Source organism: Microcoleus sp. POL10_C6, from assembly GCF_036701585.1.
Taxonomy (GTDB): Bacteria; Cyanobacteriota; Cyanobacteriia; order Cyanobacteriales; family Microcoleaceae; genus Microcoleus.
Genome location: NZ_JAUBRB010000039.1, coordinates 34,662 through 60,253, shown reverse-complemented (window position 1 = coordinate 60,253; position 25,592 = coordinate 34,662). Strand labels below are relative to the sequence as shown.

Below are 25,592 nucleotides of genomic sequence, written 5' to 3'. Positions count from 1 at the left end.
TACAAATTACCCATGAATATTTTACCAGTTGTTTCGATTAAAAATCTCAATCATTCCTTCGGTGAAGGACAACTTCGCAAACATACCTTATTTGATATCAACCTCGAAATTTATCCGGGCGAAATCGTGCTGATGACTGGACCTTCTGGGTCTGGTAAAACAACATTGTTAACCTTGATTGGAGCTTTGCGATCGATCCAAGAAGGTAGTCTTAAAATTCTCGACCAAGAATTGCGGGGAACGCCGAAAAATAAATTAGTTAAAGTCCGTCGCGACATCGGCTATATTTTCCAAGCTCACAATTTGCTTAAATGCTTGACAGCTAGGCAAAATGTGCAAATGTCCCTCGACCTGCACAACCATCTTTCTCCCCAAGAAACTAATGATAAAATAGAGGAAATGCTGCAAGCTGTAGGCTTGGGAGAAAGAATAGATTATTACCCCGACAGTCTTTCTGGTGGCCAGAAACAAAGAGTTGCGATCGCCCGCGCATTAGTCAGCCAGCCGAAATTAGTATTAGCAGACGAACCCACAGCAGCCCTAGACAGTAAATCAGGTCGAGATGTGGTAGAAATTATGCGAGGTTTGGCCAAAGAACAGCACTGCACTATTTTGCTTGTCACCCATGACAACCGCATTTTAGACATAGCCGATCGCATTATTCACATGGAAGACGGCTACCTCGCACAAGATACATCAACAGCGGCTGCCACAGGCGTTCTTTCGGGAAAATAATATTAACCCACCTCAACTTATTTCCGAGAACCAGGACGCTTTGCTCCTACCTTGGCAGGACTTTTCGTTGCACCTTTGGCTGGAGTTTTAGAACTACTTTTGCCACTTTTTTGACCCTTAGCTCCTATCAATTGGCTATCATTGGCATTTGTAGGTCGGCCCGCAGGCGTTCTCGTAGTCCTAAAGGTAACATTCACCCCTTCATTCGACTGTTCCAACACCAACATCGGCGTCGGCTTGGCTTTTTGATCCCACTCAATATGAACGATGCGACCTTGAATTGTCGGCTGCCAACTGTCGTGGTCGTCTGAAGGACTCAGATAAGTTTCCAAACAGTCAATAATTTGATTAATTGTCGCTGATGTTGCCTGAGTCGGCAGTTTCATCAGCTTAATTTGAATCCGAAACAGCACTCGTTTTTCTATTTTTACCGCCGGATCGCCAGTTTCGTATTCGATATCAAACATCGAATCCACTTGCCTGCCACTGCCCGCATTCCCGTTTTTATCTCCCACTGCCCCCTGAGTCGGACGCAGAGCAATACTAATTTTTTCTTTGACTTTTACCTTAATCTGGTTCACAATGGCAAAGTGAAATACTTCTTCCGCCATTCGCATTCTCAGGTAGTCTAAATTAAAGTCTCGCGAGTGGATAAGGTCGGGATTCTTTTCCATCTTTAACATGGTTTCCAGAGCCATTTTGTATTTTTTCTGGAGTTCTCGATTTCTAAACTCCTCAAATTTGAGCTTTTTACTCAAATCGTCGAGTTTTAGCTTGGTAAACACCGCTAAACCGATAAGCAATAACAACAGTAATCCCGACGCTCCCATGAAGAGTTGGTCTGAGGACGGATCTCCGGGTTTAGCCTGTTTAGGTTTGGGAGAGGCTACTGCCAACCTTGGTTCTACAAGGATTATTTGGGTTGACATGGGCTTTTAAAGGGTAAAATTTGACGCTATATTTATACAGGACTCCAGAGTAGAGCTGGTAGTGCAACTGGATCAACCCACATTGACATCATTCCACCATCATCTTGGTACAACTGGATTTCTGCAACTGGAGCACGCACCCTCTAATTAATACTTTATCTTTAACTGCCAGCCAGTTTCCGAAATATCGGAAAATCGCGTGCTGGTACTGACCAATTGAAATGGTGAATTGTCTGTAATATATTATACCAATACAGCTAAAAAAAATGTTTGTTCGAGGGTCTCCTTTTCTAGAAAAATAAAAAGAAATACACATAAATTAATAGTAACTCTGGGAGCCAGCAGCGGAAAACATCAAGCAGAACAGCCGATCGCCCGGACGATCGAGGGGCGGACGTTGGGAGAGTGCTAATTCCTACTGTTGGCTAACTCCCGCCGTGCAAGCCCACCGGGCGGCTTGCTGTGAAAGTCGAGCTGTGGTGCGATCGAACAACGTCTCCTTAGCTAAGATTACAGCTAATACCACCAATATTCGATCGTGACCTACGAACCCCTGCATCACAAATATCGCCCTCAGACATTTGCCGAATTAGTCGGTCAAGAGGCGATCGCCCAAACGCTCACCAGCGCCATCCTACAAGAGCGCATAGCACCAGCATATCTATTCACCGGCCCCAGAGGCACCGGTAAAACCTCTAGTGCCAGAATTTTCGCCAAATCTCTCAACTGTATTTCTACGGTTGCCCCTACCCCGACACCCTGTGGCAAATGCAACGTTTGCCAAGAAATTGCCCGAGGTTCGACACTAGATGTCATCGAAATTGACGCAGCCAGCAACACCGGAGTAGATAACATTCGGGATTTGATCGAACGAGCTCAATTTGCCCCCGTACAATGCCGCTATAAAGTATATGTAATCGACGAAGTTCATATGCTCAGTACCCAGGCATTTAATGCCTTATTAAAAACATTAGAAGAGCCGCCCGATCGCGTTGTATTCGTCCTCGCAACAACCGACCCACAAAGAGTATTACCAACTATTATTTCTCGTTGCCAAAAGTTCGACTTCCGCCGCATCCCCCTCGATGCAATGATTGCTCACTTGCACAAAATTGCCCAATTAGAAAATATCAATATTGCCAGCGATGCAGTACAAATGGTTGCTCAAATCGCCCAAGGTGGTCTGCGAGATGCCGAAAGTTTGCTCGACCAACTAAGCTTATTTCAGGGTGAAGTAACAGTCGAAAAGGTTTGGGATTTAGTCGGTGCAGTACCCGAAAATGACTTAATGGATTTGCTGCAAGCTATTGATACAGATAACGCTACAGCACTAATAGACATGACCCGCCACCTCATGGATCGCGGTCGGGAACCGCTAATCGTGCTGCAAAGTCTCGCCAGCTTTTACCGAGATTTGCTAATAGCTAAAGCTGCACCAAAACGGTCAGATTTAGTAGCTTTAACATCGGCAACTTGGGAAAAACTGGGGGATTTTGGCCGCCATTGGGATGCGGAGTTGATTTTGGCAGGTCAGAAACATTTGCAAACCCACGAAGTGCAAATTAAAAACACTACTCAGCCGCGTTTGTGGCTGGAAGTAACGCTATTGGGATTGTTGCCCTCAGCAATTAGAACTCAGCAGCAACCAACAGCGGAACCAGCTAAAAATATTACTCAACCACCACAAAATCACCCCCCCCAACCCAGGGCGGGCACGGGGGCACCGCCCCTACAATCGGGGGGGAGTCAGATATCTAATATTGAACAATCTTCAGTTCCCAATTCGCAAAATCCTCCGCCTCAGTCGCAGCCTGTGGCTAATCGAACAGAAAGCCCACCTCCTGCAGCGATTCCCGCACCTGTACCAACTGCTGAAACGAATCAAACAAATTATTCACCGACTAATTCAGCCGATGAAATCGATTTAAATCGAGTGTGGGAACAGGTACTTGACCGCGTGCGGCCGCATGGAACTCAATCGCTGCTTCGCCAACATGGACAGCTAGTAATTTTTAGCAATAATACTGCTCATGTTAAGATTAGTTCCCAGCCGTTGCTGAATATGGTTAAAGACAAAGTAGCTAATATTGAAGAAGCTTTTTTGCAAATTTTTAACCGTCGAGTAACAGTAAAAGTGGGATTGACAAATCCCGCTGAAACTAATAATTCCCGCGCTAAGGATTTGCCAAGTTCTAACGGACGTGTTGGCGAAAATCCCAGGAATTCTCATCCTGCGGATGATGTCGGCCAACAGGTGCAGAACTCGGCGAGTTCGGAGATTACAGATGATTTTTTGGGGAATAGGGGAGAAGAACAAAAACACCCGCCAGCGCCTGAAAATACCGCCGTTAATGTGCCCCTAATTTCCGAATCACGATCGCCCACCAACGGCTCTACAGCCTCTCAAAATGACTTTAACGCTCAGGCTATAGCGGTGCGTGATGACGCTCAATATGTCGCGAATACGGCTAGGAAATTGGCTGATATGTTTGACGGGGAAGTAGTCGATTTGTCGGATGACCTGGAGATTTGGGAGTCGAAAACTTTTAGATTGGAATCTGAACCGGATTTTTCCGAGTTATCTTCTGAGTTAGGTGAGGATGATTTTATAGATTGGTAATGTAGATCACTAAAAAAACCGGGTTTCTCGGTTTTTTTAGTAGGGCGCTGCTAAGAGTGGCCGCCCTTCCAGGTTTCTTAATACCCTAAAAGTTTTATGTTTAATTAAAGTCACCTAGTGATTGTGAATATCTACTTTTAAGCTGACTCTGGCTTGGGCAGGGAAGACGGAAGTACCAACAACTCGGCGGTCGATCGCTTCTCGACCATTTCCTTCGTAATCGTACATCGGGCAACATCCTTGCGCGACGGCAACTCGTACATCACATCCAACATCAATTCTTCGACAATTCCCCGCAGCGCCCGTGCTCCAGTTTTGCGGCGGTATGCTTCCTGGGCGATCGCCCGAATCGCCTCTGGCTTAAAGTCCAACTGCACATTATCCATCTTCAGCAGCTTTTGATACTGCTTAACCAAAGCATTGCGCGGCTCAGTCAAAATCGCCATCAGCGTTTCCTCATCCAGCGGTTCCAACACCGCCGCCACCGGCACCCGCCCAATAAACTCAGGAATCATCCCAAACTTCACCAAATCATCCGGTTCCAGTTGCTTGAGTACATCAGCAGCCCGCTTTTCCTTCGGCTGAGCTTCTCCGGGCTGAATAAAACCCATTGACTTTTTACCCGTTCTCTGCTCAATCACTTTCTCTAGACCGACAAAAGCACCGCCGCAGATAAACATGATATTGCTAGTATCAATTTGGATGCAGTCTTGGTAGGGATGCTTGCGGCCGCCTTGGGGAGGTACATTGGCGATCGTCCCCTCCAGCATTTTCAGCAGCGCCTGCTGCACGCCTTCACCCGACACATCTCGCGTAATCGAAGGATTTTCGCTCTTGCGGGCTATTTTGTCAATTTCATCAATATAAATAATTCCGCGCTGCGCCTCTTCCACGTCCATATCTGCCACTTGCAGCAGCCGCAGCAAAATATTTTCCACATCTTCCCCGACATAGCCCGCTTCCGTCAGCGTCGTCGCGTCAGCCACCGCAAAGGGTACATCCAGCATATCCGCCAACGTCTGAGCCAGCAGAGTTTTTCCGCAGCCCGTGGGCCCGATTAACAAAATATTCGATTTTTGCAGTTCTACTTCTTCCGGCGGGTGCTTGCCGCTATTTTTGGCATGGATAAAGCTCAGGCGCTTGTAGTGGTTGTAAACAGCCACCGAGAGCACCTTTTTCGCCTCATCTTGCCCGATCGCATTTTCGTCGAGGTAATTTTTAATTTCCCTGGGCTTGGGAATTTGGCTCATCGACATACTTTTGCCCGAGGAAGCGCGGCGCTTTGGCGTCGTTTCCTGCTTCGGTGCCACCGCCGCAGCAGGCACTGCACTCGAATCAAACAACTCCTCATCTAAAATTTCATTGCACAAGTCTACGCATTCGTCGCAGATATACACCCCGGGCCCTGCGATCAACTTGCGTACTTGCTCTTGAGACTTGCCACAAAACGAACATTTTAGATGGGAGTCGTACTTAGACATAACAGCCTCTTAATTCAGTGCAGTGACATTCTCTCCCGCCGCCGGAAGGTTTTCTTTAGCGATAACTCGATCGACCAAACCGTAATTTTTGGCTTCCTCGGCTGACATAAAAAAGTCGCGCTCTGTATCCGCCTCTAATTTGTCGATCGGTTGACCCGTGTGGTGCGCTAGAAGTTGATTCAGCTTACGCTTATGATAAAGGATTTCTTTGGCTTGAATCTCAATATCAACTGCTTGACCTTGAGCGCCTCCAAGCGGCTGGTGAATCATAATCCGGGAACTCGGAAGAGACATCCGCTTACCGTGGGCTCCTGCTGTCAGTAGAAATGCGCCCATACTCGCTGCCAAACCGTAACAAATCGTTACCACATCGGGGCGGATTTGCTGCATTGTGTCATAAATTGCCATGCCGGCCGTCACCGAGCCGCCGGGGGAATTTATGTACATTTGGACATCTTTCTCTGGGTCTTCGGCATCTAGATACAATAGCTGAGCCACTATCGAGTCAGCAACTTCGTCGGTTACGGGAGTTCCTAAAAACACAATTCGCTCCCGCAGCAAGCGCGAGTAAATGTCAAAAGCCCGCTCGCCCATCCCCGACTGTTCTAGTACCATCGGCACTACATTGCTGGGGCTGGAACTGACATCAAAATCGTTATAGCTTGTAATTAGGTAATTGGAAGATTGAGATACAACCATAAGACACCAGTCAAGGATTCTAGACAATTTGCTGCTGCTGATGAAAGCTTTAAATTAAGCCGCCAGCTTTTAACTATTATGCCTCTTCTGAACAGATATCGGGGGAATGCGGAGTTTTGAGTCTGTGAGATTGCTTTCTGTGTTCGGCGCAACGCGGGCGTGAATCGCAAGGTTCGCGGGGTGAATGAGTTAAAACACTCACTTGTCAATCATAGCTGCTTCTAGTGGACGCCCCGAGGTTTTAGTAAGGATCGGGCGCACCCGGAGCTTGTAGTTAAGGATCGGGTGCGCCGTTAAAATCGCGGTTGATTTCATGCCCCCAATTAGGACATTTGAACAAATTAAGTTCTATTCTTCGCCTACGACTTCCACTTCAACGCTCGTGGCTGCTTCTGCTGAATCTTCAGCGTCCGATTCTTCTGATTCTTCTGCTGCGGGAGTCAGAGAGCCTTCAGGTACGAGTTCGATTGTTCCTTTTTCTTCCAACCATTTCAGGGTTTTTTGTTTGAGCAAGTCTTCGGCTACAAATTCCTGCAACCTTTGGGGGTCAAAATCTCCTTTGGGAAACTGCTTTCTGATTTTTGCTACTTCGGCTGCTACTTCTGCTGGTTCAACAGATAAGGATTCCAGCTTGGCTACTTCTGCCAGAGCTAAATTCTGCTTGAGGCGCTCGATTGCTTCCGGGCGCGAGCGTTCCCGCATCGGGCCCATATTTTCTTCGGTAAACAGTTGGTTGATATCTATGCCGTAATTTTTCAATTGGACGGCTTGTTGATTCAACAAATAATCGATTTCGCGATCGACCATTGTTTCGGGAATTTCCACGTCTATTAGCTGCACGAGGGCTGCTGATATAGCTTTTTCCTTATTAGCTGATGTCTTGTTTTCTTGGTCTGCTTTAAACCGAGTTTCGAGCGATTCGCGCAGTTCTGCTAAAGTTTCAAACTCACTGACTTCTTGGGCGAAGTCGTCGTCCAACTCCGGCAATTCTTTTTCCTTAAGTTCTTTGAGGGTAATCGTAAAGACTGCGGGTTTTCCGGCTAATTCTTCACTGCTATACTCATCTGGGAACTGCACGGAAACTTCTCTAGTTTCTCCCGGATTCATCCCGATCATGCCTTGGATAAAGCCCGGTACAAACTGATTTTCCGATAATTCTACTTGGAAGTCTTCTGCTTCGCCACCAGGAATTTCTGCGGGAGTTTCGCCTTCGGCTGCTTCCGCAAATTTACCGGAGAAATCAACCAAAGCCACGTCTCCCAACTGAGCCGGCCGGCCTTCTACGGGGATTAAAGTAGCTTTGTCCGAGCGATATTTTGCCAATACCTCATCTACCTGAGCCTCATCATACTTAGCTTCTTCTGCTTGAAGCTGCAAACCAGTGTACTGACCCATTTTCACTTCTGGTTGTACATCAACCTTCGCCGAAAAAATCAGAGGCTGTTCTGGATCGAACTTCTCTAGTAATTCTTCAAACTCGGTGCGAAGTTCAAAACTGCCAATTGCGGCAATTTTTTCTTGTTCGAGGGCTTTTTGCAGGGAATCATTAATCAAATTTTCCAAAGCCGTCGCCTTCAAGCGAGTCTGGCCTAGGCGCTGTAGCAAAACTTGACGGGGAACTTTGCCTTTGCGGAACCCAGGAATATTAACCTCGCGAGCAAATTGTTTAATTACTTGCTCGTAAGCTTGTTTTGACTTTTCTGACGGTACTTCGATTTCCAGACCAATTTGGCTAGCTGGAAGTTTTTCCTGGGTTACTTTCATCGGCTTTTTTGATATTTAACAATAGTGTATTGACACTCCCTGACCTAAAGGACAGGGATTCTTAATTCAGCGACTGACCTTAAAATGTTGCGTCCTTGCGGCAATCCTCAAACTTTTTAACCGTAGAAATCCTACCAATTAACGAGCCTGATTCGCAGTCATCCCAGAGGGTCTATCTCCAAAAGCGTACTAGGATATTTACCTAGAGTTCGGGTATGCCCTACCCTACTTAACAAGACTAAATAGTTTGTTTCTCTGGTTAAAGGAACTGTGTTAAGCCCCTAGCTGTTTATAGAGTTTTCGCCGCTCTTTGTCCCCCGGTTTACGCGCTAAAGTGTGTCGTTAACTGTTTTTATGCACTATGGCGCAGGAGTTTAACCTTGACTACTGTAGTATACTAGAAATTTCCTGACTTTTAGGAAGGGATTTAAGAAATTAAAGCCGTCCTAGAAGGACAGGGTTTTAGACCCAATTTCCTTGATAAAATACATACAAATCTGACTTTGCCTGCATTTTAATTTTGTTACGCTTTGACTCGTAACGGCACAACTACAAAACCTTTACCGGATGAGACTGTAAGTCATTGTCGGCTACTTTTTTGGCTCTTGCCAAATAGTTTTGGTTTGAGGATACTAGCTTTTGCTGCTAGGAATGTGGAGGTTAAGTCCACTAATTGCCGATGCACCATAGCACATATCGCCCTGTGATGTCAATCTTGCCGGCCTAGGCAGCTAGTTAAAGTCAATGGATGCGCCTGCGAAAATGCAGATATATCGCAAAACTTAACCGGATGCGGATTGGGCGTGGGCGATTGGCAAAAGATGCTAAACTGGCATTGGGTACGATCGCACGTCGAAATCAGGAAGTCCGATCGCCCGTTTCGGTTAACTGCACCATTGCCATCCTCTCATGCTCCTGATGTCGCATAACATTAATTAAGTTTGATATTGAGAATTGCAGTTATTTAAATTTTTGATTTCGATCGTTTAGACTTTAATTTGTGGAGGAAACTAATTTGTCTCAATCCTATCGAGTTGCCATTTTAGGAGCTACCGGCGCAGTCGGGGCAGAGTTGCTAGAACTCTTGCACAGCCGGAGTTTTCCGATTTCTCACTTGAAGCTGCTGGCTTCGGAACGTTCAGCAGGCACAACTTTGCCTTTTGGCGATGAGATGCTGCCGGTCGAAGCAGTTTCGGCGCGATCGTTTGATAATGTAGATTTGGTGCTCGCCTCTGCCGGCGGCTCTACTTCTAAATTATGGGCTCCGCAAGCTGTGGCAGCCGGGGCAGTGGTAATTGACAATTCTAGCGCTTTCCGCATGGATGCGAACGTACCGCTAGTGGTTCCCGAAGTCAATCCCCAAGCAGCGGCCGCTCACCGAGGTATAATTGCTAATCCCAACTGCACGACGATTTTGATGGCAGTTGCCGTTTGGCCACTTCACAAAGTTAGGCCGATACAGCGCATCGTGGTAGCGACTTACCAGTCAGCCAGCGGAGCCGGGGCAAGGGCAATGGAGGAAATGAAAGCTCAAGCAAGAGCAATTTTGCAGGGGGAAACTCCCAAAACAGATATATTTCCCTACCCCTTAGCATTTAATTTGTTTCCGCACAACACCCCGATTAATGATTTGGGGTATTGTGAAGAAGAGATGAAAATGGTAAACGAAACTCGGAAGATATTTGGTACGGACGAGATTAAAATTACGGCAACTTGTGTGCGGGTTCCCGTACTGCGTGCTCATTCGGAAGCGATTAATCTAGAGTTTGCAGAGCCTTTTAGCGCGATCGAGGCCAGGGAAATCTTAAAGCAGGCAAGCGGGGTTAAGCTGGTAGAAGACTGGAAAGCTAATTATTTCCCGATGCCCGCAGAAGCCAGCGGTAAGGATGAGGTGTTAGTTGGCAGGATTCGCCAAGATATTTCTCACCCCTGCGGGTTGGAGATGTGGCTGTCGGGCGATCAAATTCGCAAAGGGGCGGCTTTAAATGCGGTGCAGATAGCTGAGTTGCTGGTAGAAAAAAATTTGTTGCGAAGCCAAGTGGCGGCGGCTTCTAATTAGGGAAACCCTGGCAATTTGGAAATTGAAATTGGGGATTTTAGATAAACCTTTCATCTGAAATCAAAAATTTAAAATCAAACATCAACAGTCTAAAATCGGAGAAAGTGTGGTAAAGTTTGGACGGGTTCTGACTGCAATGATTACGCCGTTTAAGGAAGACGGCAGCGTTAACTATGCGGTAGCAGAACAATTGGCAGTTCATTTAGCCGATCACGGTACAGATAGCTTGGTAGTGTGCGGCACTACTGGCGAGTCTCCCACTATGACCTGGGATGAAGAGTACGAATTATTTCAGGTGGTACAAAAGGCAGTGGTCGGTAAGGCGTTGGTAATCGCAGGAGCCGGATCGAATTCTACTTCAGAAGCAGTCGCAGCTACCCAAAAAGCAGCTAAACTCGGGTTAGACGGCTGTTTGCAGGTGGTTCCTTATTACAACAAACCCCCGCAAGAAGGTTTATATAATCATTTTCGGGCGATCGCGCAATCTGCTCCAGAATTGCCTATAATGTTATATAACATCCCCGGTCGCACTGGTCAGAATATGTTGCCGGAGACGGTGGCTCGATTGGCAGAAATCCCCAACATTGTGGCCGTAAAAGAAGCAAGTGGCAACTTGGATCAAGCAAGTCAAATTCGGTGCTTGACATCCCCTGAATTTGCCATCTATTCTGGAGATGATTCCCTAACTTTGCCAATGTTGGCAGTAGGAGGATCTGGTGTAGTTAGCGTAGCCAGCCATCTGGTAGGAGAACAACTGCAACAGATGATCAAAGCTTTCGAGGCCGGTCAAGTTCAAGTCGCTACCCAGATTCACTTGCAACTTTTCGACCTGTTTAAAGCTCTTTTTCTCACCACAAATCCCATTCTCGTCAAGACAGCTCTCAAACTTCAAGGCTGGGATGTAGGCTCCACCCGTCCGCCCCTGTGCGATCCACCCGTTGAGGTAACTCAAAAGTTAAAGGACGTACTGAGTCAGCTAGCAGCAGTATCAGCTAGCAAGACGAGCGAGAACGAGTTTTCAGACAACTGAATATTGGTTGTTATCAGTCATTAGTTCTGAGTCATCAGTCATTAGTAATTAAGTGTTGGTAAGTAGCTAACAGTCAAGGATTAAAGACTGAAGATAAAAGAATGAAGACCCAAGACAACTGACTGTACGGGATAGTAAAACCCGCCAGGGATTTTTCCATAAATATTTGGAAAAATATCGCCCTACCAACAAACAGTAGACGAAAGACGAAAGACCACAGACCACAGACCACAGACCAATAACAAAAATAACTAACAAAGGATACGCATGATCAAAAATACAACTGCATCTGCTCTAAAAGTTATTCCCCTCGGCGGGCTGCACGAAATCGGTAAAAACACTTGTGTGTTCGAGTACGGCGACGAAATTATTCTTTTAGATGCCGGTTTAGCGTTCCCGACAGATGGAATGCACGGGGTAAATATTGTCCTTCCAGACATGACTTACCTGCGGGAAAACAGCCACAAAATTAAAGGTATGATCGTGACACACGGTCACGAAGACCACATAGGGGGAATTCCTTACCACCTCAAACAATTTGAAATTCCGGTCATCTACGGCCCCCGTTTGGCGATGGCATTGCTAGCGGGAAAACTCGAAGAAGCCGGAGTGTCTCACCGCACTGAATTGAGGACGGTTCGACCCAGGGATACTGTCAGAATTGGCAAGAATTTCTTAGTCGAATACATCCGCAACACTCACTCGATGGCCGACAGTTTTACGGTGGCAATTCACACTCCCGTCGGAATTGTGATCCACACCGGGGACTTTAAAATTGACCACACTCCTGTAGACGGCGAGCATTTTGATTTGCAAAAGCTGGCGGAGTACGGCGAGAGAGGCGTGCTTTGCTTGATCAGCGATTCTACTAACTCGGAAGTTCCCGGTTTTACCGCTTCGGAAAGTTCTGTGGCGCCGAATTTAGACAGAATTATCGCTCAAGCACCGGGACGAGTGATGCTGACAACTTTTGCTTCGTCGGTACACCGATTGCAAATTGTTTTGGACTTGGCTAAGAAAAACAATCGGTATGTCGGAGTGGTTGGTCGGTCGATGCTTAACGTCATCGCTCACTGCCGCAATCTCGGCTACATCAAGTGCGAAGATAGTATTTTCAAACCGCTGAAAGAAATCCGCAATTTGGCTGAAGATAAGGTGCTGATTTTAACTACAGGTTCCCAAGGTGAACCGATGGCGGCGATGACTCGCATTGCTAACGGCGAACATCACGAACTGAAAATCAGAAAGGGCGATACAGTCATTTTCTCGGCTAATCCGATTCCCGGAAATACGATCGCAGTGGTAAACACGATCGATAAACTGATGATGCTGGGAGCACACGTGGTTTACGGCCGCGACAAAGGCATTCACGTTTCCGGCCACGGCTGTCAAGAAGACCAAAAGTTAATGATTAACATGACTCGTCCCAAGTTCTTCTTGCCGGTTCACGGGGAACACAGGATGCTGATCCAGCACTCCAAGACGGCTCAAAGCATGGGCATTCCCGCTAGCAATATGGTAGTTATTGATAACGGCGATGTCGTAGAATTAACTGAAAATTCAATGCGAGTCGCTGGTCAAGTGCCTTCAGGAATTGAATTGGTAGATGCTTCTCGATCGGGCGTGGTCAAAGCTAGCGTCCTCAAGGAACGTCAGCAGTTGGCCGGAGATGGCGTTGTAACTGTAGCGGCGGCTTTGAATTGGGAAGGCAAATTAGTTGCCAAACCAGAAGTTCACTTAAAAGGTGTAGTGACATCAGCCGATCGCGCGGAGGTGATCAAATTAATCACTCAAACTATTGAAACAGTTTTGAGCGATCGCTGGTCAGAATTTGTAAAACCCGCCACTGCTGACTCGCAAGTTGACATTGACTGGGTAGGAGTGCAAACCCAAATAGAAAAAGCAATTCAGCGAGTGATGCGCCGGGAACTTCAAAGCAATCCCCTGCTGGTATTCCTGATGCAGATTCCTGAAGAAGCAGTGCGATCGGAAAAAGCAGCAGTATCTCCAGGTTCCCTGGAAGCACCTAAGCTATTATCATCGCCCTCATCGGCATCGCCCTCCTTGCCATCGCCATCCTTGCCATCTCCTGCCAATCAGGTGACTGGCCGGCGCCGTCCCCGGACTGCTACAAGGGCAGCTTCCGTCGCCTCCTAAGTTTGATCGTGATTAGCAACCGCAGATGAACGCCAAATGAACGCAGATAGATTTAATGTAATAATTATCTGCGTTCATATGTGTTTATCTGCCTCAATCTGCGGTTAAAAAACCACAGGAATTAAAACTTTCATTTCAACCGCAGACGAACGCAAATGAACGCAGATAGATTTAAATAACTATCTGCGTTCATCTGTGCTTATCTGCCTAAATCTGCAGTTGAAAATTAATCATATCGTTTCCGGTAGCATCGGAATTATTAGCCAAAATTAGGACACCGCGAGTGCCTTTGTCCCTACAATATTATTTTCGGTAGGGACACGGCATTGCCGTGTCCTTTATATCATAAGGAGTGCAACCGGAATTGATATCAGCCACCAGCAACAGCAGGAACAATGCTAACTTCATCACCATCTTGGAGGGCTGTTTTTGAGCCATCCAAAAAGCGGATGTCTTCGCTGTTGACGTAGAAGTTGAGAAATCTGCGGGGTTCTCCCTGTTCATCGCACAGGCTTTTTTTGATGCCGGGACAATTGGTTTCCAGCGATTCAATGAGTTCGGAAATGTTATCGCCGGCGCATTCGATGGTGGCTTGATTGTTGGTAAATTTTTGCAGAGGGGTTGGAATTAAAACTTTAACAGTCATTTTTTAGTCCTTAGTCAGTAGTCAGTAGTCCTTAGTCAGTAGTCACTAGTCAGTAGTCAGTAGTCCTTAGTCAGTAGTCAGTAGTCAGCAGCTTAATAACTAATAACTAATGACTAATGACTGATGACTATTAATCAGTCAGTAGTCATTAGTCAACAGCTTAATAACTAATAACTAATGACTAATGACTGATGACTAATAGCTATTAAACCGAAACTTGTTGCCATTCTAAGCGTTCGAGGGTGCGGGCGCGTTCTAGGGCGCGCTCGAACGCTTCTAGTTTCGGTTCGAGGGTGATGGGTTCGCCGATGTAGCCTTGAACTGCTTCTTGCGTTTTCAAACCGTTGCCGGTGATGTAAGCGACGGTGGTTTCATCGGGATTGATTTTACCTGCTTCTACGAGTTTCTTCAAGACTGCGATGGTCGTGCCACCTGCGGTTTCTGTGAATATGCCTTCAGTTTCTGCTAGCAGTTTCATGCCTTCGATGATTTCGGTGTCGCTAACGGATTCAATGTTGCCGCCTGTTTTGCGGGCGATTTCCAAGGCGTACATACCGTCGGCTGGATTGCCGATCGCGATCGACTTAGCAATTGTATTCGGTTTCACCGGTTTGACGAAATCACGGCCTTCGCGGAATGCTTGGGCGATGGGGGAACAGCCGTCAGCTTGGGCACCGCTGAATCTGACTTTCTTTTCGTCCACTAAACCGACTTCGGTGAATTCTTGAAAACCTTTGTAAATTTTTGTGAATAAAGAGCCGGAGGCGAGGGGAGCGACGATGTGATCGGGCAATTGCCAGCCTAGTTGTTCGGCAACTTCGTAACCGAGGGTTTTTGAGCCTTCGGAATAGTAGGGACGCAAGTTGATATTGACAAATCCCCAGCCATGTGTATTGGCGACTTCGCAACAGAGACGGTTAACTTGGTCGTAGTTGCCGTGAACTGCCATGACAGTTGGATTATAAATCAGAGTGCCGAGGACTTTGCCTGCTTCTAAGTCGGAGGGGATGAAGACTACGCAGTCGAGTCCGGCGTGGGCGGCGATCGCAGCGGTGGAGTTAGCTAAATTGCCGGTGCTGGCACAGGATACCGTTGTGAAACCCAATTCTCTGGCTCTGCTGAGGGCGACTGACACCACTCTGTCTTTAAAGCTGAGAGTGGGCATATTGACGGCATCGTTTTTAATATAAAGATTTTTTAGACCGAGGCGGCGCGCCAAGCGGTGGGATTTTAATAGAGGAGTCATCCCAGTGCCGACATCGATGACGTTATCTGTAGCGACTGGTAAAAATGCGCGGTAGCGCCAGATCGAGTTGGGGCCGGCTGCGATGGTTTGGCGAGTGACGGTGCGGCGGATGGCGTCGTAGTCGTACTTGACTTCAAGCGGGCCAAAACAGCAATCGCAGACGTGCTTGGCTTGGAGTTCGTACTCTTCGCCGCATTCTTTACATTTGAGGGCTGTGAAGGTTGCTGCTGTGGATTGTGTTCGGGTCGCCTGGGTCATAGCTCAACTCTCTAGTTTTGCGATGTTTGTTAATTCTTTTCCCAGAATACCACGCTCAAATTAGTGCGTCAACCATACCCGACTTTTTTCGTCGGGATTGATTGTCAGTTAAACAGTGGTGTATTTAACTTGGATCTTTTGGCGGGCGAGACGCTTACCCCACAAGGATTTGACTTGTTTTCAGGAGCGGGCTGGGAATCGAGATTGTCAGGCCCGCACGCAAGCTTGATCGAGTTCAAGGATGATTTGCCGCCGGAATTGTTACAAAACTTAATAAATCTTTTTTGGGCTAACAATTGGGCAGTCGTGCGATCGAACACAACTACAAAACCTCGAATTTTTGATTAACTGAGATATGGCACCATTCTCAAGAACAGGCAAGATGCTTGTTCCACAAGAGATGAATTTTCTTGTGGAAAAGGCATCTTGCCTGTTCATAAAAAGCTTATTGAGAATGGTGCAACATTTTAGATTAACCAACTTAGCCTACCCGCCGCTGACGGGGGGGATGAGGACAACTTCGTCGCCGTCTTGGAGGATGGTGTCGGGGGAGACGAATTCCAGGTTGAGGCCGAAGCGGGTGCGATCGCGCCATTGTTCTAATTGAGGATATTGGGCGATCGAGCTTTCGAGCACTTGAGACACTGGGGTTTCGGGAGGAAGTTCTAATGTAAGTTCCGAAACGCCGTAGGCTTCACCGAAGGCGGCGAAAAGTTTAACGGTGATGGTAATCGAAGAGTTAGACACGGCGGTTGAGTGCGATCGACGGTTTGGCAATTATCAACTACACCATACAATTAATTAGGAATTAGGCACGTCGAAGCTTAGAATTGAAAGCAGCAATCTCTAGTTAAGTTTTACCCCATCGGGTAAAGAGGATAGTTGATTGCAGCAAAAAGTCTTAACAGGATTGTATGTTGATCGCTCTCACCAACCAGGCGTTAGAAGCAGTTAGCATCCACTTCGATGCAGCTAGCTAAGGTCTAGTGGGCTGTTGTTGAGGCTAATGCGAGAATATTTTTTGAGGATGCGGTATAGATACTTGACAGTAATTGTGAGAGAGTACAAAAAGATTGCACTAAATTTAGCAGGCAAAAACGCAGACAAGGCCCTGCCAACCCGCTTCTCCTGACTAAAAATCAGGTGATCTAGTGCGGCTTGGGATGGTCAAACCTTTGCCATGCTTAGCAAGCTAGCCGTTCTATCTAAGAAGAATACTGCAGTTAACGCGATAGAAATATATGGCACATAACGATTTTAAAGTGCTTCAAATTATTGAAGCTAAAGGCTGGTATGCCTTTGGGAGTACGAAGCAAAGCCAGCACGTAGAGAGGTGGGTAAGACCTGTCGTGTGTTGGGTTTTAATAGAAGATAAAAAAAAGCGACGAATTGTGACTGCTACCGCTAGCTATCAGATCGAGATTGATGACAAAGAAGTCGAGTTTTTTGCCCACGAAAGCGAAATTCAAGATATCGAGAGTCTCCCGAAGTCTGTCTCGGTCTCGGAATTTCTGAAAACCGAAGATTGAGAGAAGGGCGGAAAGAACTCATTTAATAATTTATTAATTATTCCTTAGTAATTCTTTAAACTTGCTAAGTAAGCCACTGCCAAAACAGAATACCCATAGCCTCGACTTCTTGAACAAGTCGGGGATCTATGCGAATGCGTGTCATGTCCTTCTTCCCTCTTCTTCCCTCTTCGCTCTTCCTTCTTCCTTATAAAAAATAAAGAGGCCGGAAGATTGCGGGCAATGCCAACACGCTTCCGACCTAGCTGAATAACAGGGTATGCATATGTTTTTAAAGTATGGCAGGCAGGCTTTCGAGATATCAAGAGGGCTATTGCAATTACCCACTTTTGCTTTCAGGGTATATTTGCAAGGTTCATACCATTTTAGACTAAAAATTTGAAACTTGAGAGCGGGCGATGGTTACAGGTTAAGGATTCTAGCTGTTTTTTGGTAGCGGGTGCTACAAAAAATGGTGGCATTGGCGGACGATCGCACATTCTCGCTAAATTGTTTGCACTCAAAGCCCAAAGTTCGATCGCCCCCTGCAACTGCTGCGACTTTAAACCCCACTAGCAACAGGTTCACGCTTCTGCTGCGACATCCGCCGCCCTAGCAGGGCCATCCGCACGCCGCCGGCAGGCCCTAAAGTTACCCCTCGGCGTTTGGCCTGTACGGGTTTTTTCTCGGCCAATACTAGCTCAAAATCCCGCAAAATGGTTGCCAGCACGAGTTTCATCTCCAACTGCGCCAGCGCCAAGCCGATACAGCGGCGACTACCGCCTCCAAAAGGCAAATACTCATAAGGCGAGAATTGCCTCTCCAAAAACCGTTCCGGTTTAAATTGCAGCGGTTCTGGATACAAATCCTCCCGTCTGTGGGTCAAATAAATCGAGCCGACGACAACCGTGCCCGGTTCGAGTTGATATCCCATCAGTTCCACGGGCGTGAGCACTTCTCGCGGAAACGTGAGCATTGCCACGGGGTAAATTCGCAGCGTCTCCTGACAAACTGCACTCAGGTAAGGTAAGCGGAAAATCGTCATGGGGTCGGGATTTTCCCCCAAACTGTCCAATTCTTCCAGCAACTTCTGGCGCACGGAGGGCAAGCGGTGAATCCAGTAAAACGCCCAAGCTAGGGCCGTTGCTGTGGTTTCGTGGCCGGCAAACAGCAGCGTCATCAACTCGTCGCGCAATTCTTCATTGGTCATTGGTTGCCCGTTTTCGTCGCGCGCGGCCATCATTAAGCTGAGAATGTCGGTGCGGCTGGCGTCTGGTTGCTGTCTGCGTTCTTCAATTTCGGCAGAGATTAGTTCGTCAATTTTCCGCTGCCGCTGTTTCATGCGTCCCCAAGGACTCCAAGAGCCCCAATCTTGCTGCATCCAGGCGAAAAACAGTATGCTCGATCGCAGGGGAGAGTTGGTCAAATCGAGGACTGCGGCAAGTAGGGGCCTGATCTCTTCCAATCGCGGCCCGTCATCCATGCCGAAGACAGCTTGCAAGATTACCCGCATGGTGACTTCCTGCATCGCGCTGCGGGCCACAAAAGGTCGATCGACCGACCATTTGCTGGCAACATCTTGAGCGATATCGCAAATTAGTTGGCCGTAATTCCGCATCCGTTCCCCGTGGAAGGGTGGCATCAATAATTGGCGCTCGCGTTTGTGCCTTTCTCCCGAGAGAATAATCATAGATTGTTCTCCCAGCAGGGGTTTGAGAATACTGTTCAGGCTGCCTGGAGCGTGAAACGCGTTGCTGTTGAGCATCTCTTGGACAGCTTGCGGGTGGTGGATCATCACCAATGGTTTCCCGTTGTTCACTTGAGCTGTGAAAATGTCGCCGTATTGTTTGGCACATTTATCCATGAATGTCAGGGGATCGCCGATCCATTGAATTAGCTGCACAAAGGGTGGAGCTGTGGGGCCGTTAGGTAGTGTCATAGGAATTACCTGGGTTTGGGTCACAGAACTTAGCAGCATCAAAAAACTTCAAAGGGTTTGAAGGTTTATTCAATCCCTCCCAACCCTTGTTTTTAAGGGGAGAATTGTGTAAGTCCCATCTCCAATAATTTTAATAGCTTATTCTCGAACTGTGCTCAAAATATCCTCTCCAAGCTCTGTAAAACGAACTGTTTTGATTTGCCAAGGAGCATAACTGGTTAAAGTTTGGCGCACGCCCCCGAATAAACCTAACATTTGACAACTGGACAGATTTTGCAATTTCTGCCGTGAACTTCCCGATGCACGAAGATCCACGGTAGCTATTCCGAGGTCGCGATCGATATTGAGGCGATAACCAGCCAAACCAAGACTATCGAAAATCTGCTGCTTTAACACTTCATTAACCGCCGATGACATTAACTGGCTCTCTGGGCCTGTAACTGTTTCCGGCTTCAGAGTTTGACACAAATTATCTACCTTATAAACCGTAACGGTGACAGTATTTTCTGAGAGGGTAGCACTGCCTAAAACTGAGGCAACAGAGTTAGAAGGTTGCGTTAATTGACTCGATCGAGCCTCAATTTGATTTCGCGTTAGCTGTAGGTGTTGGAAGTGAGGGGCGCTTGCTGAGAGTTGCCTCTGCTTTTCGGTTGAGGTAGCTGCATCTGAGCTAGAACAACTGCTACCGCCTATCAAAATTAACGAAACGCCTAAATATCCTAACTGTTTGCAGATACGGTTCATAGTTTTTAATACTCTACTAAACGTCAGTGTATGGAGGGTGAATTTTGGTGGTAGAAAGCACTTAGACCCTGATTACACTCACTTAGAAGTATTTCCCGCAGTACGGAGATGAAAACAAGTTAAGAGTTCTTGTTAATACGTGGATTTTAGTGTTAGATCAGGTAATAGGGGCTTTACCCCTCGCGGGTATGACCCAGCAGTGTACCTGTCTCAGCAGATCAAGCTCGCGACCCAGCTCGTAAGTGATATCAAATACCTTGTCAGTGGTGTGATGTACCGTTGCAACTCGATCCTTTCCAAGGTCTGAGGTGAAAAGCCTCTTTCCGGTTGGTAAAAGCCTGAGTTTGATTAGTAGTAATGAGGACAGAATTCAGAGTGGTGCGCGCATTTTAAGCTCGGCTTCGGAGCGCTTTTTTAACAGCGCCGAAATCGCGGTTAGAGGGAATGTGCAAGTCGCGAACAATATCAAAACTTACGTATCAACAGCAAAGAAACCGGGTTGTTTAACCAGGCATAAGGGCTGCAACGAAGTGTTTTCGTAAAAAAAACTGGTTTCTGGTCAAGTCGGGAATCACATAATTCCCCAGTCAGCGGATCTTTAAGGAACAGGCGTGTCAAGGGTGTTATCGCAGCATTCGGTGATTTTTGTGCCGAATCTCATAAAACACAGTGAAAAAATCATGAAACAGCAATTATGGACAAAAGTTTTGGTGGCAACAGCCATCGCCCTCAGCGGCCTGACGGTTGCTTCTCAACCGAGTTACGGTCGGCGAGCATCGGGGGAAAGTGGATTTTGGTGCAGTATCTCGACTGGTGCGCCGGTGACGGTGTACCAAAACGCTCAAGGTGCCGTAGAGCCTTGGATTGAGTGGACTTCCGATTATTTCTCCGGTTCTGGCTACGATCCGGCAACTCGGTGTCAATTAGTGAGTCAACGCCTCGAAATCTATCGCCGCCAACGAATGCTTAAGTACATTACTGCGGGCCAAATGAACGGCCAGAACGTCATCTGTACGGCGAATCAAGTCAATGGGCGGTGTCAAAATTTGATTTATACCCTCAGACCCGGCCAAGACCCGATCGGCTCTTTGTATAATTTGTTGGCTTGGCGCCAAGGATATGTCGGGATGCCGTCTTTTGATGAAAGCAGTAAAATTCCTTACATTGATGTCAGCGAAAAGCTAGGGGAAAACATGGAGGATGAGGCGCAACTACCCCCTTTTCCCCACCGTTCGGACAGCCTTAAAGATTGGCAAATTTTCCATCCCATCACCAATTCCAAGGATTGAGGTGGCAAATTTGGCGCGTCAAACAGCGGTACGCATCCCGACGGGAATGTCTCCTGGTTCTGGGACGATCGTCCGGCAGCAGGGCTAAACCTATAGGGTGCTGACTAACTAGCAGGTTGTGGCGATCGGGCTTGTCAGCGACGACAGCCTCCTCCACCCACTGCTAGGAGTTCTGAGGCGGCTTGGCGATATCGATCGGGCGATCGTTCAGTTTCGCAGCGCGATCGAGTATAAAATAGCACCATTGAGCTTTGAGCCAGGAGCGGTGTCTGAGCCAGTGTTGGCAGTAGGCTTTCCTGCGGGTGCTGAGGTTGGGAGTTTCGCTGACCACGAATTTCAAAGGTGGTACCCGCCACGTGATTTATCCGTGGAGTCAATCCCAAATCGAAAATCGAAAATCCTCAAGCCCCCGCATTTATCCGTGGGGTCGCCTCTAAAATCTAAAATCTAAAATCTAAAATCGATTGACGCGGGCTTCGTTTCGGTGCTGCTACCCAAATCTTTGCCTCAAGGTTATAGCTTGGGCTATACAAATGAGGTTAAAATCGGTACGAGTGGCAGCCCGATTTTTAATGCCAAAGGTTTCTTGGTTAAGATTAACGGTAGGGGCAAGTATCGAGATCCAAATTTTGGCGTCTATGAAGAATGAAGATGGAAGTGAACCAACAGCGGAATTATCGGAGAAAAAGGTTAAATCCAGTTGGGGAATTCCGATTAGTATATATTTGCAGTTCGCCTCGTCTCCAGAAAGGGAGTTATCGATGAATGTGTGGAGTTTGCGGTTTGACGCGCTGACAATCATCTTGACAGGTGCATTAACAGTGACGGCGGTTGTCAGCCAACAATATGCTGCCTGTGCCAAAACAGCCGAAGAAATTGCCCAGCTAGCGACGTTGACAACTGTGGAAGTCAACAATACACTGGGTTTTTTTGCTAGTGGATCGGGAGTAATTATTGCCAAACAGGGTAATATTTACACTGTTCTGACAGCTAATCATGTGGTGGCAAGCCTCGCTCAAAAATACAGCATTCGCACTCATTTGGAGAAGGATTATGCTGCGATTAGAATACAGCGCTTACCAAAAAATGACCGGGATATAGACTTGGCTTTGATACAGTTTCAGAGCCGAGAACAGTATCCAGTAGCACCAATGGGCGAGTCAGAACGTGCTGTTGTTGGTTCTGCTATCTATGTTTCTGGCTATCCGCTGCCTATTTCGGGATTTGAACGAAAACTTGAGTTTACTGCTGGCATCATCTCTTCTCGCTTGGGCAGCGCCTCATCAGGATATCGTCTGCGCTACCAAGCTGTAACCAGGCGCGGGATGAGCGGCGGGCCTGTATTTGATGCTGATGGCAGGGTGGTAGGAATTCACGGCCAGGGGGATACTGTTGGCACAATTAGGAGTCAGTGGAACGGTCAGATTGAGGAGATAAAAACGGGGTTGAACGCGGCAATCCCGATCGATGCTTTTAGGGAGTTGCTATCACAAAATAAGCATAACGGTTTTGATATTCTCAGCAATCTTTCTATCAGCAGCGCCTCGGATCAAAACCAACCGAATCGGGGTTATGGAGGATTTGTCTGCGATACCTCAACAGGCGAGCCGGTGACTGTGTATCAAAATCCGCAAGGTTTCAGGGAGCCTTGGATTCGCTGGAGTTCTAATTTCTTTTCTAGTTCGGGCTACGATCCTCTAACTCGCTGCCAACAAGTCACTCAGCGCCTTGAGAATTATAACCGAAATAAACAGCTAAATTATGTGACTGTGGGTATGGTAAATAACCAGAAAGCGATTTGCACGACTAGCCGTGTTAATGGGCCTTGCGAAGGTTTGATCTACACCCTGCGGCGCGATCAAGATCCGACTCCTGCACTGAGCAGTTTTTTTGTTTGGCTGCGGAATCAAAAGGCTGTGCCTTCTCTTTCTGAAAGCGGTACTGTGCCTTATATAGATGTTCGGGAACGGCTAGAACAATTTTAGATTTGGGATTTGAGATTTAAGATGGATTAGTAATGCGTAAACACAGAACCCCGACTTATGAAAAAAGTCGGGGTGCTCAAACAACTACTTATTAGCTTAAAAATTGAGATATTTTCCTTATTTATCACTGACATAATAGAACTAATGATTTTTTGGAACACGGAAGCTATAAAATTACTCTTACATTAATCCAATTCCAATTTTTCAGGTATCAAGCATGACAGCAACTACTCCGCAGGCAACGTCAACAACGCCCGCTTTTTGTGAAGGCATTCAATATTTTTCTGAAACAGTCCCTGGTTTTGACACTTATGGGAAAGCACCTGCGATCGCCGAGGGGAGCAAGTCGATCGCCGATCCTGCCGATCCCGTCGCCGTCTTTCAAACGATGCTGGGAGCAGACGCCCTGCGCTACCTGACGCTGCAAGTTACCGCTAGCAAGGCATCGGGACATCCGGGGGGTTTTGCTAGCCAAGCTGAGGCTTATGCCGCTTTGGTAATGCTCGGACACAAGAACATTGTCACCGAAGTCGGCCATCACGCGCCGGGATTTTACAGCGCCATGTTTCTCGATCGATCTTTGGAGGATATGGGAATTTTCAACGTGCAGCAAGTGCGCGATAAATTCCGAGAAAAAGACGGTTTGTTAGGACATCTTTCCGGTTTCATTCCCGGCCTTTTAGCGCCTGCAGGCCCCCTCGGACAAGGGCAGCATTTCGCAATGGCTGGAGCGCTTTTGCACCCCGACAAACTGTTTGCTTTCACAATGGGCGACGGCGGCATGGGCGAACCCTATCCGATGAGCAGCATGGCGCATTTCCACACTGCTTATCCCAAAGCTACTAACTTTTTGCCTGTATTGGTTTGGAACGGATATTCTCAGGAACATCACAGCATGGTTTCGACTAAAACTAATGCTGAAATGATTGCTTATTGGCAAGGCAACGGTTTTGAAGAAGTTATCTTAGTTGATGCTAAGGAATTTGACGATAAAAATCAACCGGAAGATTATGTTGACAGCACTGCTTTTTCGCTCGAACAGCGGATGGCATTTACCAAAGCTGTTTTACAAGGAGTTGACAAAGCGGCAAAATCTGCTCTCGGCGGCAAATTAACTGCGTTTATTATCAAACAGTTGAAAGGTGCCGGCGTCCACGCGCGCGGAGCAAAATCTCACAACCTTTATCCGAAAGATACGCTGGATGCACCGCACATTATCAGTGCTTTAAAAGAGCGCGCTTTGACTGCGGCCGCTTGGGATCTGGTGCGGAAAAATTGCGAGCGTGCGGGCGGCGGGCCGGCGGCGAAAACAGTTGTTACTGAGTTTACATTGCCGCTGCCCGATCTAGGCGAATTGCCTTTAGAAGAATTTGCCGTTGGGGGAGAACCGAAGATTTCGACGACAGCAATGGGACGTTTGGTAGGGAAAGTTGGCGAGCGCGATCGTACTTTTCTTGTCACTAATGCTGACGGCAATGAAGCATCGGCAATTGCTAATATCAACCAAGCTCTCAAGATTATTCACCCGACGACAGATGACCTGTACAATCAATCGCCAAACGGTCAAGTTTATGAACCTTTGAGTGAAGATGCTTGCGCTGGTTTAGCCGTAGGTTTATCGCTATTTGGAGCGCGGAGTTTGTGGTGTTCCTACGAATCTTTTGCCATTAACGGTTTACCAATTTGGCAAACTGTAACCCAAGCAATGGCAGAATTGCGTCGTCCAACTCCCGCAACTGTCACCTTATTTACAGCGGGTGCATTGGAACAAGGCCGCAACGGTTGGACGCACCAGCGGCCGGAAATTGAGGCTTATTTTGCGGCGATGATGCGGAACGGAAATGTGTTTCCTTTGTTTCCACCGGATGCTAACAGCATTCAAGCTTGTTACGAGTGGGCTTTGACTGCTAAAAATAAGGGAGTTGTGATTACTGCGAGCAAGTCACCGCTGCCAATTCGCACTACTTTTGAACAGAGTCGCCAGGGTTTGCAAGACGGTGCAATAGTGCTGCACGAAGTCGATTCCCCGCAAGCTTCCCAGAATCAAGGGGGGAGCAAGAAAGTTGTGTTTGCAGTTGTCGGCGACATGACTTTAATGCCAGTGTTTGAAGCAGCGGCATTTTTGGAAACAGAAGGGATTGGAGTGCGGATTGTTTCTGTTGTGAATCCTCGGCGTTTGTATCGTGCTAGCGATGTTGCTTGGGATACTTGTTCGGAAGCTGACGGCGGCTTTTTGAGCGATGAGAAATTTGCCGAATTGTTTGGCGGAGATGCCTTAATTGGCGTGACAGGCGGTGCTTCTGGGATGTTAGAACCTGTGATGCTCCGCAGCAATTGCAAGCGGGATACTTTCGCTTGGAAGCGGGGGGAAACTACTGCTAGTGCTGGTCAGTTGATGGCGTTTAATGGGTTGACTGCTGAGGCGTTGACTAAAAGGGCGATCGAGCTAGTTCATTAAGTTAGAATGTGAGTGAATGCCCCTGCCTGGTTTGTGCTGGGTAGG

Annotated in this window: 22 protein-coding genes; 10 read left to right on the top strand and 12 right to left on the bottom strand. The window is 47.3% G+C overall.

What is annotated here, in order from left to right; translation table 11 throughout:
• Positions 1-12 precede the first annotated feature (12 nt).
• Entirely contained in the window at positions 13-735 is a 723-nt protein-coding gene (locus QUA34_RS20465; RefSeq protein WP_333389069.1) for a DevA family ABC transporter ATP-binding protein, read from the top strand.
• Between the two features lie 17 nt (positions 736-752).
• On the opposite strand, the gene QUA34_RS20460 is transcribed toward QUA34_RS20465, so the two are convergent.
• Together QUA34_RS20460 and QUA34_RS20455 are read right to left on the bottom strand one after the other, a co-directional pair.
• Entirely contained in the window at positions 753-1,664 is a 912-nt protein-coding gene (locus QUA34_RS20460) for a hypothetical protein (RefSeq protein ID WP_333328182.1), read from the bottom strand.
• Between the two features lie 415 nt (positions 1,665-2,079).
• On the bottom strand, positions 2,080-2,223 hold the full coding sequence (locus tag QUA34_RS20455) for a hypothetical protein (protein WP_333328180.1): 144 nt from the start codon (positions 2,221-2,223) through the stop codon (positions 2,080-2,082).
• On the opposite strand from QUA34_RS20455, the gene QUA34_RS20450 reads away from it, so the two are divergent.
• Positions 2,203-4,284: a DNA polymerase III subunit gamma/tau gene (locus QUA34_RS20450; RefSeq protein ID WP_333389068.1), complete on the top strand. Its 2,082-nt coding sequence runs from the start codon at positions 2,203-2,205 to the stop codon at positions 4,282-4,284. The two genes, QUA34_RS20455 and QUA34_RS20450, sit on opposite strands and share 21 nt — an antisense overlap.
• A gap of 137 nt (positions 4,285-4,421) precedes the next feature.
• On the opposite strand, the gene clpX is transcribed toward QUA34_RS20450, so the two are convergent.
• The 3 genes from clpX to tig all read right to left on the bottom strand — a co-directional run bounded on the left by clpX (position 4,422) and on the right by tig (position 8,228).
• Positions 4,422-5,765 carry an ATP-dependent protease ATP-binding subunit ClpX gene (gene clpX, locus QUA34_RS20445; protein ID WP_333328174.1) on the bottom strand — a complete coding sequence of 448 codons (1,344 nt, stop codon included), beginning with the start codon at positions 5,763-5,765 and terminating at the stop codon, positions 4,422-4,424.
• Between the two features lie 9 nt (positions 5,766-5,774).
• Positions 5,775-6,464 (bottom strand): ATP-dependent Clp endopeptidase proteolytic subunit ClpP, encoded by a 690-nt coding sequence (clpP, locus tag QUA34_RS20440; protein WP_333075055.1) that lies wholly within the window; start codon positions 6,462-6,464, stop codon positions 5,775-5,777.
• A gap of 348 nt (positions 6,465-6,812) precedes the next feature.
• Positions 6,813-8,228, bottom strand: a complete 1,416-nt coding sequence (tig, locus tag QUA34_RS20435) for a trigger factor (protein ID WP_333328171.1) — start codon at positions 8,226-8,228, stop codon at positions 6,813-6,815.
• A 1,015-nt stretch (positions 8,229-9,243) separates the two neighbouring features.
• Between tig and QUA34_RS20430 the strand changes: the two genes are divergently transcribed.
• The 3 genes from QUA34_RS20430 (at position 9,244) to QUA34_RS20420 (ending at position 13,474) form a co-directional block, all read left to right on the top strand.
• On the top strand, positions 9,244-10,287 hold the full coding sequence (locus QUA34_RS20430; protein ID WP_333389067.1) for an aspartate-semialdehyde dehydrogenase: 1,044 nt from the start codon (positions 9,244-9,246) through the stop codon (positions 10,285-10,287).
• Positions 10,288-10,393: 106 nt separating this feature from the next.
• On the top strand, positions 10,394-11,317 hold the full coding sequence (gene dapA, locus QUA34_RS20425) for a 4-hydroxy-tetrahydrodipicolinate synthase (RefSeq protein WP_333389066.1): 924 nt from the start codon (positions 10,394-10,396) through the stop codon (positions 11,315-11,317).
• 267 nt (positions 11,318-11,584) lie between these two features.
• The gene (locus QUA34_RS20420; RefSeq protein ID WP_333389065.1) at positions 11,585-13,474 is read left to right on the top strand and encodes a ribonuclease J; all 1,890 of its coding nucleotides are present in this window, start codon (positions 11,585-11,587) and stop codon (positions 13,472-13,474) included.
• Positions 13,475-13,844: 370 nt separating this feature from the next.
• Here the strand turns inward: QUA34_RS20420 and QUA34_RS20415 are convergent, their stop codons facing one another.
• The 3 genes from QUA34_RS20415 to QUA34_RS20405 all read right to left on the bottom strand — a co-directional run bounded on the left by QUA34_RS20415 (position 13,845) and on the right by QUA34_RS20405 (position 16,371).
• Positions 13,845-14,120, bottom strand: a complete 276-nt coding sequence (locus QUA34_RS20415) for a MoaD/ThiS family protein (protein ID WP_333389064.1) — start codon at positions 14,118-14,120, stop codon at positions 13,845-13,847.
• Between the two features lie 205 nt (positions 14,121-14,325).
• Positions 14,326-15,624 carry a threonine synthase gene (thrC, locus tag QUA34_RS20410; protein WP_333389063.1) on the bottom strand — a complete coding sequence of 433 codons (1,299 nt, stop codon included), beginning with the start codon at positions 15,622-15,624 and terminating at the stop codon, positions 14,326-14,328.
• Positions 15,625-16,110: 486 nt separating this feature from the next.
• A complete protein-coding gene (locus QUA34_RS20405; protein WP_015179186.1) occupies positions 16,111-16,371 on the bottom strand; it encodes a MoaD/ThiS family protein in 261 nt (86 codons plus the stop codon).
• Between the two features lie 494 nt (positions 16,372-16,865).
• On the opposite strand from QUA34_RS20405, the gene QUA34_RS20400 reads away from it, so the two are divergent.
• Positions 16,866-17,153 (top strand): hypothetical protein, encoded by a 288-nt coding sequence (locus QUA34_RS20400; RefSeq protein ID WP_333389062.1) that lies wholly within the window; start codon positions 16,866-16,868, stop codon positions 17,151-17,153.
• Between the two features lie 402 nt (positions 17,154-17,555).
• On the opposite strand, the gene QUA34_RS20395 is transcribed toward QUA34_RS20400, so the two are convergent.
• The 3 genes from QUA34_RS20395 to QUA34_RS20385 all read right to left on the bottom strand — a co-directional run bounded on the left by QUA34_RS20395 (position 17,556) and on the right by QUA34_RS20385 (position 19,815).
• Positions 17,556-17,720: a hypothetical protein gene (locus QUA34_RS20395; RefSeq protein ID WP_333389061.1), complete on the bottom strand. Its 165-nt coding sequence runs from the start codon at positions 17,718-17,720 to the stop codon at positions 17,556-17,558.
• Positions 17,695-19,071, bottom strand: coding sequence for a cytochrome P450 (locus QUA34_RS20390; RefSeq protein WP_333389060.1), 1,377 nt, complete (start codon positions 19,069-19,071; stop codon positions 17,695-17,697). Before QUA34_RS20390 ends, QUA34_RS20395 begins: the two co-directional genes overlap by 26 nt.
• Before the next feature lie 138 nt (positions 19,072-19,209).
• On the bottom strand, positions 19,210-19,815 hold the full coding sequence (locus tag QUA34_RS20385; protein WP_333389059.1) for a hypothetical protein: 606 nt from the start codon (positions 19,813-19,815) through the stop codon (positions 19,210-19,212).
• 680 nt (positions 19,816-20,495) lie between these two features.
• Here QUA34_RS20385 and QUA34_RS20380 point away from each other — a divergent pair.
• Entirely contained in the window at positions 20,496-21,104 is a 609-nt protein-coding gene (locus QUA34_RS20380; RefSeq protein WP_333389058.1) for a COP23 domain-containing protein, read from the top strand.
• A 134-nt stretch (positions 21,105-21,238) separates the two neighbouring features.
• On the opposite strand, the gene QUA34_RS20375 is transcribed toward QUA34_RS20380, so the two are convergent.
• Positions 21,239-21,460, bottom strand: a complete 222-nt coding sequence (locus tag QUA34_RS20375; RefSeq protein WP_333389057.1) for a hypothetical protein — start codon at positions 21,458-21,460, stop codon at positions 21,239-21,241.
• A 128-nt stretch (positions 21,461-21,588) separates the two neighbouring features.
• Here QUA34_RS20375 and QUA34_RS20370 point away from each other — a divergent pair, with 128 nt between their 5' ends.
• From QUA34_RS20370 to QUA34_RS20360, 3 genes are all read left to right on the top strand, one after another.
• Positions 21,589-21,753 carry a hypothetical protein gene (locus QUA34_RS20370; protein WP_333389056.1) on the top strand — a complete coding sequence of 55 codons (165 nt, stop codon included), beginning with the start codon at positions 21,589-21,591 and terminating at the stop codon, positions 21,751-21,753.
• On the top strand, positions 21,743-23,089 hold the full coding sequence (locus QUA34_RS20365) for a COP23 domain-containing protein (protein ID WP_333389055.1): 1,347 nt from the start codon (positions 21,743-21,745) through the stop codon (positions 23,087-23,089). Before QUA34_RS20370 ends, QUA34_RS20365 begins: the two co-directional genes overlap by 11 nt.
• Before the next feature lie 217 nt (positions 23,090-23,306).
• Complete coding sequence (locus QUA34_RS20360) at positions 23,307-25,547, top strand: phosphoketolase (RefSeq protein ID WP_333328148.1); 2,241 nt, start codon at positions 23,307-23,309, stop codon at positions 25,545-25,547.
• Positions 25,548-25,592 lie beyond the last annotated feature (45 nt).

What these genes read in the sequence shown, in the direction of transcription:
- QUA34_RS20365 (WP_333389055.1), top strand. Translation starts at nt 21,743, where the DNA reads ATGAAGAATGAAGATGGAAGTGAACCAACAGCGGAATTATCGGAGAAA.
- QUA34_RS20380 (WP_333389058.1), top strand. Translation starts at nt 20,496, where the DNA reads ATGAAACAGCAATTATGGACAAAAGTTTTGGTGGCAACAGCCATCGCC.
- tig (WP_333328171.1), bottom strand. Translation starts at nt 8,228, where the DNA reads ATGAAAGTAACCCAGGAAAAACTTCCAGCTAGCCAAATTGGTCTGGAA.
- QUA34_RS20460 (WP_333328182.1), bottom strand. Translation starts at nt 1,664, where the DNA reads ATGTCAACCCAAATAATCCTTGTAGAACCAAGGTTGGCAGTAGCCTCT.
- QUA34_RS20385 (WP_333389059.1), bottom strand. Translation starts at nt 19,815, where the DNA reads ATGAACCGTATCTGCAAACAGTTAGGATATTTAGGCGTTTCGTTAATT.
- QUA34_RS20400 (WP_333389062.1), top strand. Translation starts at nt 16,866, where the DNA reads ATGGCACATAACGATTTTAAAGTGCTTCAAATTATTGAAGCTAAAGGC.
- QUA34_RS20465 (WP_333389069.1), top strand. Translation starts at nt 13, where the DNA reads ATGAATATTTTACCAGTTGTTTCGATTAAAAATCTCAATCATTCCTTC.
- QUA34_RS20455 (WP_333328180.1), bottom strand. Translation starts at nt 2,223, where the DNA reads ATGCAGGGGTTCGTAGGTCACGATCGAATATTGGTGGTATTAGCTGTA.
- clpP (WP_333075055.1), bottom strand. Translation starts at nt 6,464, where the DNA reads ATGGTTGTATCTCAATCTTCCAATTACCTAATTACAAGCTATAACGAT.
- QUA34_RS20390 (WP_333389060.1), bottom strand. Translation starts at nt 19,071, where the DNA reads ATGACACTACCTAACGGCCCCACAGCTCCACCCTTTGTGCAGCTAATT.
- QUA34_RS20420 (WP_333389065.1), top strand. Translation starts at nt 11,585, where the DNA reads ATGATCAAAAATACAACTGCATCTGCTCTAAAAGTTATTCCCCTCGGC.
- QUA34_RS20360 (WP_333328148.1), top strand. Translation starts at nt 23,307, where the DNA reads ATGACAGCAACTACTCCGCAGGCAACGTCAACAACGCCCGCTTTTTGT.
- QUA34_RS20415 (WP_333389064.1), bottom strand. Translation starts at nt 14,120, where the DNA reads ATGACTGTTAAAGTTTTAATTCCAACCCCTCTGCAAAAATTTACCAAC.
- clpX (WP_333328174.1), bottom strand. Translation starts at nt 5,765, where the DNA reads ATGTCTAAGTACGACTCCCATCTAAAATGTTCGTTTTGTGGCAAGTCT.
- thrC (WP_333389063.1), bottom strand. Translation starts at nt 15,624, where the DNA reads ATGACCCAGGCGACCCGAACACAATCCACAGCAGCAACCTTCACAGCC.